Origin of the sequence: Enterobacter cloacae complex sp. CDL013 (assembly GCF_049238805.1) — a bacterium.
GTDB lineage: Bacteria > Pseudomonadota > Gammaproteobacteria > Enterobacterales > Enterobacteriaceae > Enterobacter > Enterobacter hormaechei_C.
The window spans coordinates 356,544-370,618 of record NZ_JBMKGT010000005.1 but is presented as its reverse complement, the minus strand read 5'-3'; the positions used below and the strand labels follow the sequence as shown (position 1 = coordinate 370,618).

Annotated in this window: 17 protein-coding genes; 10 read left to right on the top strand and 7 right to left on the bottom strand. The window is 55.0% G+C overall.

Going from position 1 to position 14,075, the window contains the following annotated elements; all coding sequences use genetic code 11:
- Positions 1 to 16: 16 nt before the first annotated feature.
- A complete protein-coding gene (slyA, locus tag ACOTXD_RS12490) occupies positions 17 to 457 on the bottom strand; it encodes a transcriptional regulator SlyA (protein WP_006808997.1) in 441 nt (146 codons plus the stop codon).
- Positions 458 to 644: 187 nt separating this feature from the next.
- Here slyA and ACOTXD_RS12485 point away from each other — a divergent pair, with 187 nt between their 5' ends.
- From ACOTXD_RS12485 to ACOTXD_RS12475, 3 genes are read left to right on the top strand one after another with little or no spacing between them, the layout of a single operon-like run.
- Positions 645 to 881 carry a DUF1656 domain-containing protein gene (locus ACOTXD_RS12485; protein WP_003857607.1) on the top strand — a complete coding sequence of 79 codons (237 nt, stop codon included), beginning with the start codon at positions 645 to 647 and terminating at the stop codon, positions 879 to 881.
- Between the two features lie 2 nt (positions 882 to 883).
- Entirely contained in the window at positions 884 to 1,744 is an 861-nt protein-coding gene (locus ACOTXD_RS12480; RefSeq protein WP_032610212.1) for an HlyD family secretion protein, read from the top strand.
- Positions 1,744 to 3,777, top strand: coding sequence for an FUSC family protein (locus ACOTXD_RS12475; protein ID WP_003857609.1), 2,034 nt, complete (start codon positions 1,744 to 1,746; stop codon positions 3,775 to 3,777). Before ACOTXD_RS12480 ends, ACOTXD_RS12475 begins: the two co-directional genes overlap by 1 nt.
- Here ACOTXD_RS12475 and sodC read toward each other — a convergent pair.
- The 3 genes from sodC to ACOTXD_RS12460 all read right to left on the bottom strand — a co-directional run bounded on the left by sodC (position 3,756) and on the right by ACOTXD_RS12460 (position 5,540).
- The gene (sodC, locus tag ACOTXD_RS12470) at positions 3,756 to 4,274 is read right to left on the bottom strand and encodes a superoxide dismutase [Cu-Zn] SodC (RefSeq protein ID WP_023313963.1); all 519 of its coding nucleotides are present in this window, start codon (positions 4,272 to 4,274) and stop codon (positions 3,756 to 3,758) included. The genes ACOTXD_RS12475 and sodC overlap by 22 nt on opposite strands.
- An 81-nt stretch (positions 4,275 to 4,355) precedes the next feature.
- The gene (locus ACOTXD_RS12465) at positions 4,356 to 5,252 is read right to left on the bottom strand and encodes an aldo/keto reductase (protein WP_023313962.1); all 897 of its coding nucleotides are present in this window, start codon (positions 5,250 to 5,252) and stop codon (positions 4,356 to 4,358) included.
- Positions 5,253 to 5,300: 48 nt separating this feature from the next.
- Positions 5,301 to 5,540 (bottom strand): DUF1289 domain-containing protein, encoded by a 240-nt coding sequence (locus tag ACOTXD_RS12460; protein ID WP_003857614.1) that lies wholly within the window; start codon positions 5,538 to 5,540, stop codon positions 5,301 to 5,303.
- Between the two features lie 147 nt (positions 5,541 to 5,687).
- On the opposite strand from ACOTXD_RS12460, the gene eptA reads away from it, so the two are divergent.
- The 5 genes from eptA to rnt all read left to right on the top strand — a co-directional run bounded on the left by eptA (position 5,688) and on the right by rnt (position 10,368).
- Positions 5,688 to 7,313: a phosphoethanolamine transferase EptA gene (eptA, locus tag ACOTXD_RS12455; protein ID WP_061856164.1), complete on the top strand. Its 1,626-nt coding sequence runs from the start codon at positions 5,688 to 5,690 to the stop codon at positions 7,311 to 7,313.
- 41 nt (positions 7,314 to 7,354) lie between these two features.
- Positions 7,355 to 7,954, top strand: a complete 600-nt coding sequence (locus ACOTXD_RS12450) for a TetR/AcrR family transcriptional regulator (protein WP_003857618.1) — start codon at positions 7,355 to 7,357, stop codon at positions 7,952 to 7,954.
- A 53-nt stretch (positions 7,955 to 8,007) separates the two neighbouring features.
- The gene (locus ACOTXD_RS12445; protein WP_015570682.1) at positions 8,008 to 9,105 is read left to right on the top strand and encodes an alkene reductase; all 1,098 of its coding nucleotides are present in this window, start codon (positions 8,008 to 8,010) and stop codon (positions 9,103 to 9,105) included.
- A gap of 99 nt (positions 9,106 to 9,204) precedes the next feature.
- Positions 9,205 to 9,612 (top strand): lactoylglutathione lyase, encoded by a 408-nt coding sequence (gene gloA / locus ACOTXD_RS12440; protein ID WP_003857623.1) that lies wholly within the window; start codon positions 9,205 to 9,207, stop codon positions 9,610 to 9,612.
- Between the two features lie 96 nt (positions 9,613 to 9,708).
- Positions 9,709 to 10,368 carry a ribonuclease T gene (gene rnt / locus ACOTXD_RS12435; protein ID WP_003857625.1) on the top strand — a complete coding sequence of 220 codons (660 nt, stop codon included), beginning with the start codon at positions 9,709 to 9,711 and terminating at the stop codon, positions 10,366 to 10,368.
- A 78-nt stretch (positions 10,369 to 10,446) separates the two neighbouring features.
- Here the strand turns inward: rnt and grxD are convergent, their stop codons facing one another.
- Positions 10,447 to 10,794 carry a monothiol glutaredoxin 4 gene (gene grxD / locus ACOTXD_RS12430; RefSeq protein WP_003832760.1) on the bottom strand — a complete coding sequence of 116 codons (348 nt, stop codon included), beginning with the start codon at positions 10,792 to 10,794 and terminating at the stop codon, positions 10,447 to 10,449.
- 338 nt (positions 10,795 to 11,132) lie between these two features.
- On the opposite strand from grxD, the gene ACOTXD_RS12425 reads away from it, so the two are divergent.
- Positions 11,133 to 11,891 carry a C40 family peptidase gene (locus tag ACOTXD_RS12425; RefSeq protein ID WP_022650940.1) on the top strand — a complete coding sequence of 253 codons (759 nt, stop codon included), beginning with the start codon at positions 11,133 to 11,135 and terminating at the stop codon, positions 11,889 to 11,891.
- Positions 11,892 to 12,013: 122 nt separating this feature from the next.
- Complete coding sequence (gene sodB, locus ACOTXD_RS12420) at positions 12,014 to 12,595, top strand: superoxide dismutase [Fe] (RefSeq protein WP_003857629.1); 582 nt, start codon at positions 12,014 to 12,016, stop codon at positions 12,593 to 12,595.
- 37 nt (positions 12,596 to 12,632) lie between these two features.
- On the opposite strand, the gene ACOTXD_RS12415 is transcribed toward sodB, so the two are convergent.
- Complete coding sequence (locus ACOTXD_RS12415; protein ID WP_003857631.1) at positions 12,633 to 13,799, bottom strand: MFS transporter; 1,167 nt, start codon at positions 13,797 to 13,799, stop codon at positions 12,633 to 12,635.
- A gap of 161 nt (positions 13,800 to 13,960) precedes the next feature.
- Entirely contained in the window at positions 13,961 to 14,050 is a 90-nt protein-coding gene (locus ACOTXD_RS12410) for a YnhF family membrane protein (protein ID WP_003857632.1), read from the bottom strand.
- Positions 14,051 to 14,075: the final 25 nt, after the last annotated feature.

Here is a 14,075-nt window from a genome sequence, read left to right as displayed (position 1 = left end):
AGGCCAGTGAACAACGTCAGTCGCGCGACTGTAAATCGTGGATGTTTTGCTCAAGACGGGCGATGAGTCCGATCAGCATCTCCAGCTCAGCGGGTGAAATACCGGCCAGGATCTCCCCTCGCGTTTTACTGATGACGGTTTCCATCTCAGTAATAATCGGGGCCGCTTTTTCCGTCAATTTGATCCGCTTGGCGCGACGGTCGCTGGCGCAGGTTTGTCGGGAGATGAGTCCCTTCTCTTCCAGCTGGTCAAGGGTACGCACCAGGGAAGGCTGTTCAATACCAATCGCTTTTGCCAGTTGGATCTGTGACTGATCGGGCGGAAGCTGATGGATGTTGTGCAGCGTAACCCAGTGCGTCTGTGTGAGTTCCAGAGGTTTCAGGCGATGGTCAATCAGAGCACGCCAGATGCGTACCAACCTTGCCAGATCAGAACCTAATGGCGATTCCAATTTCATCTCCTTATAATTAGCTTGCTAAGTGATTATAGTGATTTTAGAATAGTTTGCAGTATTTGTATTGCCAAAACAAATGCAATCACGGTATTCATCATTCCTTAAAGGATGATTTACACTGAACGGTAATGCGCCATCGCATTGAAATCTGCCATTGTGGCCCTCATTCCACCGCAAAGGATCGCTGCTTGTGACGTTGTTTTCCTTCTCCGCAGGGTTGCCCCTCCAGGATCTGATTGTTGGCGCATCGGTCTACTTTCCGCCACTGTTTAAAGCCGTGATGGTCGGTTTTGTGATCTGGCTCATTGCGCATCGTCTGCTGCGCGACTGGATGTATTCCGGTGAAATCTGGCACCCGATGTTAATGGATCTCTCCCTGTTTACCCTCTCCGTCTGTCTTGGCCTTGCCGTGTTAACCGTGTGGTGAGAATAGCATTGAAAACGTTAAAATATTTTTCCACTCTTTTCGTCTTAGCGCTGGCGCTTATCGCCGGCTGGTGGCTCTGGAATTATTACATGCAGTCGCCCTGGACGCGTGACGGCAAGATCCGCGCAGAACAGGTCAGCATCACGCCACAGGTGTCCGGCAGTATCAGCGCGCTGCTGGTGAAGGACAACCAGTTCGTTCATGCGGGTGATGTGTTATTCCGCATCGACGAGACCCCTTTTCACATTGCGGTGCTCAATGCCCAGGCGCAGCTCGCAAAAGCTCAATCCGATCTGGCAAAAGCCAATAACGAAGCCGAACGTCGCCGACATCTGTCGAGGAATTACATCTCTGCGGAAGATCTCGATACCGCCAATATCAATGTAAAAGCCATGCAGGCCAGCCTGAAGGTTGCAGAGGCAACGCTGAAACAGGCCGAGTGGCAACTGACCCAGACCGTTGTCAAAGCTCCGGTGGATGGATGGATCACGAGCCTGTCGACCCGTGTGGGGGATTACGCCACCACAGGCCAGCCGGTCTTTGCCCTGGTCGACAGCCGCTCTTTCTATGTTGTAGGTTATTTTGAAGAGACCAAGCTGCGCCATATCCGCGAGGGAGCGCCTGCCCGAATCACGCTTTACAGCGGCGCAGAAACGTTACAGGGTCACGTTAGCAGCATAGGTCGGGCAATTTACGATCAGAGCGTGGAAACCGATTCTGGCCTGGTGCCCGACATCAAACCCAACGTACCGTGGGTGCGTCTGGCTCAGCGGGTGCCTGTTCGCGTCGAGTTTGATCAACTGCCGAAAGACATTACCCTGGTCTCTGGCACAACCTGCACCGTCGCCATCGGATCGCGATGATGAACCTGGGAGCTCTCTCCTGGCGCAATACGCCGTGGATAAAAGCGACACGGCCGCAGTGGCGTTACGCGCTGCGTAACGGCATCGCCATGTGCCTTGCGCTTACGGTTGCCTATTATCTGAATCTGGATGAGCCTTACTGGGCGATGACCTCTGCGGCGGTCGTCAGCTTCCCTACCGTCGGGGGCGTTATCAGTAAAAGCCTCGGGCGCGTGGCAGGTAGCCTGCTGGGGGCAACCGCCGCACTGCTTCTTGCCGGCCATACTCTGAACGATCCCTGGCTCTTTTTGTTAAGCATGTCGGCATGGCTGGGGCTGTGTACCTGGGCCTGCGCTCATTTTACCAATAACGTTGCCTATGCGTTTCAACTGGCGGGTTACACCGCGGCCATTATCGCCTTTCCGGTCGTCAACGTGCTGGATACCACCGAGCTGTGGGATATCGCCCAGGCACGCGTGTGTGAAGTGATGGTCGGCATTCTGTGCGGGGGCGTCATGATGATGATCCTGCCCAGTACCTCAGATGGCACTACGCTTATCACCGCCCTTAAAACGATGCACGCACGTTTGCTGGAACATGCCAGCCTGCTCTGGCAGCCTGACAGCAGCGATGACATCCGCCTCGCGCACGAAAAGGTCATCGGCCAGATCCTGACCATGAACCTGTTGCGCATCCAGGCTTTCTGGAGCCACTACCGTTTTCGTCGCCAGAACACGCTTCTGAACTATTTACTGCACCAGCAATTGCGGATGACGAGCGCGATCTCGAGCCTTCGTCGGATGTTGCTGAACTGGCCTGCACCGCCAGCCCATACCCGGGAGATTATCGAGGCGCTGCTCGCTGCCCTTGCGCGTTCGGATGCCGATATTTATACCGTGGCCCGCATTATCGCGCCGCTCGCCCCAGCGGATGAATATGACTACCGGCATCGCGCCTTCTGGCAGCGTCTGAACTATTTCTGCCGCCTGTATCTGCGCAGCAGCCGCTGGTTAAAAGCCGTCGAGAATGCCACGCCCGTCACCGAATTTTCCGTTCCCGGTAGTCCTGCTCTGGCGCGGCATACCGACGCAATGGAGGCGCTGTGGAGCGGTTTTCGTACGTTTTGCGCGTTGACGGCCGTAGGCGCATGGGCCATCACCACGCAATGGGATGCGGGCAGTGCGGCCCTGACGCTTGCGGCAATCAGCTGCGTGCTCTATTCCGTCGCCGCTTCCCCCTTTAACTCCCTGACGCTTCTGCTGCGTACGCTGGTGCTGCTGTCGCTGTTCAGCTTCGTGGTGAAATTTGGTTTGATGGTGCAGATAACCGACCTCTGGCAATTTCTGCTGTTTCTCTTCCCGCTATTAACCACCATGCAGTTGCTCAAACTGCAAATGCCTAAACTGGCCGGTCTGTGGGGTCAGTTAATTGTTTTTATGGGCTCATTTATCTCTGTAACGAATCCACCGGTTTACGATTACGCTGATTTTCTCAACGACAACCTGGCGAAGATCCTCGGCGTGGGGCTGGCGTGGCTGGCTTTCGCCGTGCTACGCCCGGGCTCGGACGCGCGTAAAAGCCGCAGGCATATTCGGGAGTTGCGCAGGGGTTTTGTCGATCAGCTGAGCCGCAGGCCGCATCTGCGCGAAAGCGAGTATGAATCGCTGGTTTACCATCATGTCAGCCAGCTGAACAACAGCCAGGATTCACTCTCCCGTCGCTGGCTACTGCGCTGGGGCGTGGTGCTGCTAAACTGTTCGCACGTGGTGTGGCAGCTGCGCGCCTGGGAGACGCGTTCCGATCCGCTGTCGCAGGTCCGTGATAACTGTATTTCCATGCTCCGCGATGTGATGAGCGAGCGCGGGGTGCAGCAGCGCCCCCTGAGCGTCACGCTCGCCGAGCTTCAGCGTATTTGCGACACGCTGGCGCACCATCATCAGCCTGCGGCCCGCGATCTGGCATCCATTATCTGGCGGCTGCACTGCTCCCTGTCACAGCTTGAACAGGCGCCGCCACCCGGAACGATTGGCGATCAGATCACCCCGCAGGCATAGCGCGCCCCGCCGCCGCCAAGCGGTTCAGGTTGATCGGACATGTTATCGCCGCCCACGTGGACCATCAGCGCCTTGCCTTTGACCTCGTCAAGCTTTTTGAGTCGTGGCGCCACAACCGGATCGGTGGCTTTACCATCGTTATTTACCACCAGCACCGGCAGATCGCCGAGGTGCCCCATCCCTTCCGGGCCTTCATGCTTACCGGAGTTCTGCGGGTCGAGATGCCCCCCTGCGGCTTCCGCAGCTGTTGGTTTCCCCTCTTTCATCGCGGGTTGACAGCTGCCTTTAGCATGAACGTGAAAACCATGTTCGCCGGGTGGAAGAGCCTTGAGATCGGGAGCAAATTCCAGCCCTTTATCGGTTTCGGTGATTTTCACCGTCCCGATGGACTGACCTACCCCCTGAGAAGTGACGAGATTCATTTCAACGTCCTCGCTGGCTGCCTGCGCCCCTGCGCAAACAACCAGCGTGACCATTGCCAGAGCAAAACGCTTCATATGACCTCCACGGGTTATTTTTTGCACCTTAAGTCTATACCAGAGGCGCAGATTTCACCGGAAAGTCAGGTTCAGGCGTGCTCAGGGTACGTCGTAGCCCAGCGCCGCCTTACGAATGCGGAACCACTGCTGACGCGTCATATCCAGCTCCTCAGCAACAAGCGCAGCGCGGACACGCTCAATTTTGCCGGAGCCAATAATTGGCAGCGGTTTAGACGGCAGGCGCAGGATCCAGGCGTAAACCACCTGCTCGATACTCTCCGCATTCAGTTCGCGCGCCACCGTTTCAAGCTCGTTACGCAGCGGCTGGAATGCCTCATCGTTAAACAGACGGCCGCCTCCCAGGCAAGACCATGCCATTGGACGGATGCGCAGCTGTTGCAGTTGGTCGAGCGTGCCATCCAGCAGCAGCGGCTGATGAACAGGCGAGATCTCCACCTGATTCGTCGCCAGCGTAAACGGCAGGCGAGACTGCAATAGCGCAAACTGTGCCGGGGTGAAGTTAGACACGCCAAAATGGCGCACTTTGCCGCTCTGGTGCAGCGTCAGGAAGGCTTCCGCGACCTCATCCGCATCCATCAACGGATCGGGACGGTGGATCAGCAGCAGGTCGATACGATCGGTGGCCAGGTTGACCAGTGACTGCTCGGCGCTTTTAACGATATGCGCGCTGTCAGTGATGTAATGTCCAAGCGCATGCTCCGGTTTTGCTGTGGTGGCAATACCGCATTTGGTCACAATCTCCATTCGTTCACGCAGCCCCGGCGCACGCTTCAGCGCTTCGCCAAAGGCGGCCTCGCACTGATAGCCGCCATAAATATCAGCATGATCGACGGTGGTGATCCCGAGATCGAGATGCTCTTCTATAAAGTCCGCCAGCTGGACCGGAGACATATTCCAGTCCATGAGGCGCCAGTAGCCCATAACGAATCGGGAGAATTCCGGGCCCTGTGGGGCAAGGGTAATACGCTGAACCATAACATTTTCCTCAAGGAAGTCATGTCACCAGTATACGCAATTACCCTGCTAAAACAGTGAAGGTTGCTGAGGTTCTTCGGGTTCAACCGCTTTGTTTGCACGAATTTTACGCAGCAGACGCTGTCGGCAAAGCCGTAAGACCTCCTGCTTTTGCGCGTCGCTGAAATTTTGCCAGTTAAAACGTTCATCGCGCGTGCGCATGCAGCCACGACAGTATCCTCGTTCATCAACCTGGCAAATACCCCGGCACGGGCTCTGGACAGGGAAAAATTCCAGTTGCTCTGCCACACCTACCTCCAGAACGTCATTATTCCCTACAGTGAAGACCCTAAATGGCTTGCATGCAAGGATGTCTGCCACAAACAGGACATTAAGGTTTCGCTAATCTTCCCTTCTTATACTCGCCGCATTGATATAACGAATGGTCTGCTCATCATGTGGTTCGCAAAAAAGTTACACTGTAACGATATAAAATTTACTCTGGGCTGTGCACTTTTCTTTACCGTACTGAATGCACTGTTTATCCAGCGCAGCTGGTCAATTATTGCGCCTGCGCATCTGCACGATGTCCTGTTTGCTGCCAGCGTGCCGCTGGTACTGTTCTGCGGCTGGGTGATTGTCTTCAGCCTGTTAAATATCCCCTATATTCGTAAGCCGCTCCTGATTGTCCTGACCCTGGGATGTGCCGCCGCGACCTGGTTTATGTATACCTATGGCGCGGTTATCGATCAGAACATGATTGTGAACGTGTTCGAGACTAATTCTCAGGAAGCGACAGCCCTGGTGACGCCGCAGATGATCCTGTGGCTGGTCGTAGCGGGTCTGGTTCCATCTGTTGTGTTAGCCCTGACGCGCATTCGCACCGGAAAATGGTGGTATGCCCTCCTGACGCGCTTCGCCGCTATGCTGGGTGCGCTGCTGGTGATCATCCTGGTCGCGTCAGTGTTCTATAAAGACTATGCTTCGCTGTTCCGCAATAACAAAAGCATCGTAAAAATGGTCACCCCGGCGAATTACGTGAGCGCCGTGGTGAAATACAGCAAAATGCGCTGGTTTGCCGGCGACCAGACGCTGGTCCGCATTGGCGAAGATGCTCATAAAGGCGCGCTGATTGCCAGCCAACGCAAGAAAACCGTGCTGGTTGTGGTGGTGGGCGAAGCCTCCCGCGCTGCAAACTACTCGTTAAATGGTTACCCGCGTGAAACCAACCCCGAGCTGAAAAAGCAGGATGTCATCAACTTCCCGCGGGCCTCCTCCTGTGGCACGGAAACCGCTGTTTCCGTCCCCTGCATGTTCTCCGGCATGACGCGGAAAAAATATGACGCGGACCTCGCCCATCATCAGGAAGGTCTGCTTGATGTGCTTAACCACGCCGGGTTCAACCTGCTGTGGCGCGACAACGACGGCGGATGTAAAGGCGCCTGCGACCGCGTGCCGCACACGGACATGACCCAGTGGAAACTGGATCAGCTCTGTAAGGACAAATCCTGTATCGACGACGTTAACCTGTACCGCCTGGACAACGTGCTGGATGGAATAAAGCTGGATACGGTTCTGGTTATTCACCTGATGGGCAGCCACGGTCCGGCTTATTACAAACGCTACCCTGATAGCTTCCGCAAGTTCACCCCAACCTGCGATACCAATGAAATTCAGGATTGCGATCATCAGTCGCTGATCAATACCTATGACAACACGATTCTGTATACCGACAGCGTCGTCAGCCGAACCATCGACGCACTGAAAGCCCGGCAGGCCAACATGAACACGGCGCTCATTTACCTCTCCGATCACGGTGAATCGCTGGGCGAAAGCGGAATTTACCTGCACGGTACGCCGTATATGCTGGCCCCGGAGCAGCAAACGCATATTCCTTTTATGTTCTGGCTCTCCCCGGATTATGCGAAAAACTTCGGCGTAAACATGGATTGCCTGCGTGACCATGCCGCAAAAGAGGCGGTTTCACAGGACAATTTATTCGCCACCGTTCTGGGCATGATGGACGTGAAATCAGCGGTTTATCAGCCGCAGCTGGATATTCTGTCGCAGTGTCGTCGCTAAGCGGGCTTGCATTAGACCGAACGGTCTATTAGAGTAAGGGCATGAGCAGACACACTGAACACGATACACGAGAACATTTGCTGGCTACCGGCGAGCGCCTTTGCATGCATCGCGGGTTTACCGGGATGGGGCTTAGCGAGTTGTTAAAAACCGCTGAAGTACCTAAGGGATCGTTTTATCACTATTTTCGTTCCAAAGAGGCGTTCGGCGTTGCCATGCTGGAGCGGCACTACGCCAGCTACCATCAGCGCCTGGCAGCCCACTTCGCCAGCGGTGAAGGTGACTACCGGGATCGTGTTCTGAACTACTATCAGGAAACGCTAACGCAGTTCTGTCAGCAGGGCATCATCAGCGGCTGCCTGACGGTAAAACTGTCTGCCGAAGTGTGCGATCTCTCCGAAGATATGCGCACCGCCATGGATAAAGGGGCCAGCGGCGTGATTGCCCTGCTGGCTCAGGCGCTGGAGAGCGGGCGCAATGAAAAAACGCTCTCCTTCTCCGGCGATCCGCTCACGCAGGCACAGGTGCTCTATTCCCTCTGGTTAGGCGCCAACCTGCAAGCAAAAATGTCTCGCAGCGCCGTGCCGCTCGAAAGCGCGCTGGCGCACGTGAAAAACTGTATAACCGCGCCTGGCGTGTAGCCCGCGTTTTTATTTACCCTTTTACTAGTCGACTGGTCTACTCAGGAGCCATTATGTCCGCTGAAAAGCTGTTTACCCCACTGAAAGTGGGTGCCGTTACTGCCCCAAACCGCGTGTTTATGGCCCCACTCACCCGTCTGCGCAGCATCGAGCCGGGCGATATCCCAACGCCATTGATGGGTGAGTATTATCGTCAGCGCGCCAGCGCGGGCCTGATTATTTCCGAAGCCACGCAGATTTCTGCCCAGGCAAAAGGCTACGCCGGTGCGCCGGGTCTGCACAGCCCGGAACAGATCGCCGCGTGGAAAAAAATCACCGCAGGTGTTCATGCTGAAGATGGCCGTATTGCGGTTCAGCTGTGGCACACCGGTCGTATCTCACACAGCAGCATCCAGCCTGGCGGTCAGGCGCCGGTTTCTGCTTCTGCCCTGAACGCCAATACCCGCACTTCCCTGCGCGATGAAAACGGTAATGCGATCCGCGTTGACACCACCACGCCACGCGCGCTGGAGCTAGACGAGATCCCGGGTATTGTGAATGATTTCCGTCAGGCCGTCGCCAACGCTCGTGAAGCGGGCTTCGACCTGGTTGAGCTGCACTCTGCGCACGGTTACCTGCTGCATCAGTTCCTGTCCCCTTCTTCCAACCAGCGTACCGACCAGTACGGCGGCAGCGTTGAAAACCGCGCGCGTCTGGTGCTTGAAGTGGTGGATGCTGTCTGTAATGAGTGGAGCGCAGACCGCATTGGTATTCGTGTCTCCCCGATCGGTACTTTCCAGAACGTCGACAACGGTCCGAACGAAGAAGCAGACGCGCTGTATCTGATTGAAGAGCTGGCGAAACGTGGTATCGCCTATCTGCACATGTCCGAGCCGGACTGGGCAGGCGGCAAGCCTTATAGTGAAGCCTTCCGCCAGAAAGTGCGCGAGCGCTTCCACGGCGTGATTATCGGGGCGGGCGCGTATACGGCAGAGAAAGCTGAAGATCTGATCGGGAAAGGCCTGATCGACGCCGTGGCCTTTGGCCGTGACTACATTGCTAACCCGGATCTGGTTGCCCGTTTGCAGAAGAAAGCCGAACTGAACCCGCAGCGCCCTGAAAGTTTCTATGGCGGCGGCGCGGAAGGTTATACCGACTACCCTTCACTGTAATCCCGCTTTGTACATTGATAGCGGCGACCTTTCGCCGCTATACTAAAACATCGTTTCTGTTCAAAAAGATAATCCATTCCACTGGTTAATGAGGAAATTATGCGCCTACTTCACACCATGCTGCGCGTTGGCGACCTGCAACGTTCCATCGATTTCTACACTAACGTTCTGGGCATGAAGCTGCTGCGCACCAGCGAAAATCCGGAATATAAATACTCTCTGGCGTTTGTCGGTTACGGCCCGGAATCTGATGAAGCGGTCATCGAGCTGACCTACAACTGGGGCGTGGACAGCTATGAGCTGGGTACGGCTTACGGACACATCGCGCTGGAAGTGGATAACGCCGCCGAAGCCTGCGAACGTATCCGCAGCAATGGCGGTAACGTCACCCGTGAAGCCGGTCCGGTTAAAGGCGGTACCACCGTCATTGCGTTTGTGGAAGATCCGGACGGTTATAAAATCGAACTGATTGAAGCCAAAGACGCTGGTCGCGGTCTGGGCAATTGATCCCGCAGGGCGCACTATGCGCCCGTTGTTTTGCTGCATCCCCTCTCAAAATTTGCCATAATGCGCACTGCTTTTTCCCCCTTGTAAGAGACCCTGATGTCCGATAACGCTCAATTTACCGGTCTGTGCGACCGTTTTCGTGGTTTTTATCCCGTTGTCATTGATGTTGAAACAGCCGGATTTAACGCTAAAACCGATGCGCTGCTTGAGATTGCCGCCATCACGCTGAAGATGGATGAACAGGGCTGGCTTGTACCGGACACCACGCTGCATTTCCACGTTGAACCCTTTGAAGGGGCAAACTTACAGCCAGAGGCGCTGGCCTTTAACGGTATCGATCCGACAAACCCGCTGCGCGGGGCGGTAAGCGAATACGAGGCGCTGCACGCCATATTCAAAATGGTGCGCAAAGGCATGAAAGAGAATGACTGTAGCCGCGCCATCATGGTAGCCCACAACGCTACGTTCGATCACAGCTTCACCATGGCTGCCGCCGAGCGCGCCTCGCTGAAGCGTAATCCATTCCATCCGTTTGTGACCTTCGACACCGCCGCGCTGAGCGGCCTGGCGCTGGGGCAAACCGTGCTCTCGAAAGCCTGCATCACGGCGGGTATTGCGTTTGACGGTACCCAGGCGCATTCCGCGTTATACGATACCGAGCGTACGGCGGAGCTGTTCTGTGAGATCGTCAACCGCTGGAAACGTCTGGGCGGCTGGCCGCTGCCGATGGGCGACGAGGCCGATCTTCAATCGTAGGTTGGGTTATCAACAGCCCCACAGGACAAAAAAAAGCGACCAACATAATGTGGTCGCTTTTTTATAGCCGCAGAAAACTTATTCTGCGTCCGGCTCTTCGGTTTTATACTTCGCCGCAGTCTCTTTGATCAGCTGTTGCAGTTCGCCGCGCTGATACATTTCAATCAGGATATCGCATCCGCCAACCAGTTCACCATCAACCCACAGCTGTGGGAAGGTCGGCCAGTTTGCGTATTTTGGCAATTCAGCGCGAATGTCCGGGTTTTGCAGGATATCAACGTAAGCAAAACGCTCACCACAGGCGGACAGCGCCTGAACCGCTTGCGCGGAGAAGCCGCAGCTTGGCAGCTTCGGAGAACCTTTCATGTACAGGAGAATCGGGTTTTCAGCGATCTGGCGCTGAATTTTTTCAATAGTGGTGCTCATGTCTTGCTTCCTTTAACTTCTGTTACGGCATCAGTCTGACATTGTAGCGGGTCAGGCCGACATCGGAAAATAACATTTTTGTCACGTCTAATTATTTTATCGCTTATCGCATAAAGTTGCATTGCTAATGTCGTTTATCGCCAGACGGGGTGCGGTTTTGCTTAAGGAGCGAACAGGAGTGCGTCAGAATGGTGAATTTTTTTGCACTTGCTAACGAAACATAATTTTTGAATGAAAAATGCTATTAACTTCTTCTGATTTTATGGATTAGAATCGACAGGTTTTGTAAATCTCACGCGGGTATGCATTGTGGCCTGCATTTATCAGGGGACTGCCCAGTGGCGCGGATAACTAAAATCTCGATGACGCTCTGTGCTTTACTGTTTACCACACTCTCATTTACGCCAGCGGCGAACGCCTCTGAACAGGCGCGGCATTCTGCTGTACAAAAAACGCATCTGGCAAAATCCACAGAACGTAAGAAAAAAACCACCAGTAAAACAGTAAAGAAGAAAACCACCGCTCAGACCAAAAAGACCGCCTCCAGTAAAACCAAAACTCTCCGTTCCGGCACGCACAAAACCACCCGAACAACCGCCAGCCTGGTGAATGAAAAATGCACCGTCCGCAAAGGCCATAAAACGAAATGCGCAAAAGTGACGAAGCTGGCTGACGTGCATAAAGCGCGTATGCAGAAAGCGCAAAAAACGGCGATGAACAAACTGATGGGGCAAATAGGTAAGCCGTATCGCTGGGGTGGCACCTCTCCGCGCACCGGTTTTGACTGTAGTGGGCTGGTTTATTATGCCTATAAAGATCTGGTGAAGTTTCGCATTCCACGCACCGCCAATGAGATGTACCATCTGCGCGACGCCGCCCCTGTAAACCGTGGCGAACTGCAAAATGGCGACCTGGTGTTCTTCCGCACCCAGGGACGCGGTACGGCCGATCACGTTGGGGTGTATGTGGGTAACGGTAAATTTATCCAGTCACCGCGCAGCGGTCAGGACATTCAGATCACCTCTCTCAGCGAAGATTACTGGGTGCGCCACTATGTGGGTGCGCGCCGCGTGATGACGCCAAAAACCATCCGCTAGCCCCTGCCCTGCCGCCTCTGTGGCAGGGTAAGTTCCTCTTTTGCATACCCTTTCAATTTGCTATTCTGTCCTTGTTGTCTATAGGGTTATTGGCAACGTATAAAACTATAAGGAGAGAAGCAATGTCGTTCGAATTACCTGCACTACCGTATGCAAAAGACGCCCTGGCCCCGCATATTTCCGCGGAAACCCTGGAGTACCATTACGGCAAGCATCACCAGACCTATGTCACCAACCTGAATAACCTGATCAAGGGCACCGATTTTGAAGGCAAAACGCTGGAAGAGATCGTGCGCAGTTCAGACGGCGGCGTATTCAACAACGCCGCACAGGTGTGGAACCACACCTTCTACTGGCACTGCCTGGCCCCGAATGCAGGCGGAGAACCTGACGGTGAGCTGGCGGCAGCGATTAACGCCGCGTTCGGCAGTTTCGCGGATTTTAAAGCGAAGTTTACTGACGCAGCCGTTAAAAACTTTGGCTCCGGCTGGACCTGGCTGGTAAAAGAGGCTGATGGCAAACTGGCTATCGTTTCCACTTCTAATGCGGGTACCCCTCTGACCACCAGCGCCACGCCGCTGATGACCGTGGACGTATGGGAACACGCCTATTACATTGATTACCGTAATGCGCGCCCGAACTACCTGGAACACTTCTGGGCACTGGTTAACTGGGAATTTGTTGCGAAGAACTTCGCCGCGTAAGAGACACGCAGAAGGGGCAGCCCTTCTGCGTTTTTGTTTATTCCGCCGTACACACCGCTTGAGGCTGTTTACGACCAGACATTATCACCAGCAGCAGGCCGAGTGCGGCAATGATCGCCCCCATCACCGGCACAAAGCTGTAACCCAAACCACCGGAGATCACCGCCCCGCCCGCTGCGGCCCCCAGCGCATTGCCCAGGTTAAACGCACCGATATTCACCGATGAAGAGAGCCCCGGCGCTTCGTGTGCAACGCGCATTACGCGCATCTGCAACGGTGGCACCACGGCAAAGGTTGCGGCGCCCCACACCACCATGGCAATCGCGGCACCCACTTCGTTACGCGCCAGCCACGGAATCGCCACCATGATGACAATCAGCAGCGTTAAAAAACCTTTCAGCGTCCCACTCACGGAGCGGTCGGCAAATTTCCCGCCGAGATAGTTGCCAATCGAGAACCCGACACCAATCAGCACCAGCATCGCGGTAACAAAGAGTGGCGTTGCGTGGGTTATGTCGTGCAGCACCGGGGAGATATAGGTGTAGAGCGTAAACATCGCCCCGGCCCCCAGCACCGTGGTGAGCAGCGCGGACAACACCTGAGGACGCATCAGCACCGCCAGCTCTTTACGTACTTCCGGACGTTCTCCAGCACTTCCTTTCGGCAGTGAGAAGAACAGCGCAACCATCGCGACCACGCCCAGTCCGGCGGTTGCGAGGAAAGACATACGCCAGCCGATGGCTTCTCCCAGCCAGGTGGCGGCGGGAACGCCGCCGATATTAGCGATGGTGAGGCCCATAAACATAGTGGCTACCGCGCTGGCCTGCTTATGTTTTGGCACCACGCTGGCAGCAACAACCGAGCCCAGTCCGAAGAAGGCGCCATGGTTGAGGCTGGTAAGAATGCGCGAAAGCATCAGAGTGGTGTAATCGGGCGAAATCGCGGAAAACACATTGCCGAGAGTGAAAATCGCCATCAGGAAAATCAGCGCATTGCGGCGCGCACGGTGCGAAAGCAGCAGCGTCATGAGCGGCGCGCCCACCATCACGCCGATCGCGTAGGCGCTAATTAACATACCGGCCGCAGGGATAGATACGTCCACCCCCCGGGCGATAACAGGCAATAACCCCATCGGGGAGAATTCAGTGGTGCCAATCCCAAAGGCGCCAATCGCCAGGGCCAGCAGGGGAAAATTGATTTTCATGAAGAGACTCCGGATACCGTGCCATAACCCGGCACAGAACTAAGAAGTCAAAAGCATGACATCAATCACAAAAAATGAGAAGTTAACATTTTGGCAAAAGATTTTTGCCGGAGAGGTAACAATAGCGGCAAGAGAGGGAGAAGGTTCTCCCTCCGCCTGAATCAGTGCAGTGCAGCGGTTAAACCACCGGCAACAATCAGAGCAAGAACAACAATGGTGGTAAACAGCGAAAACTTCAGATCGGTACTCATCAATTTTTCTCCTTTTATTCACCCT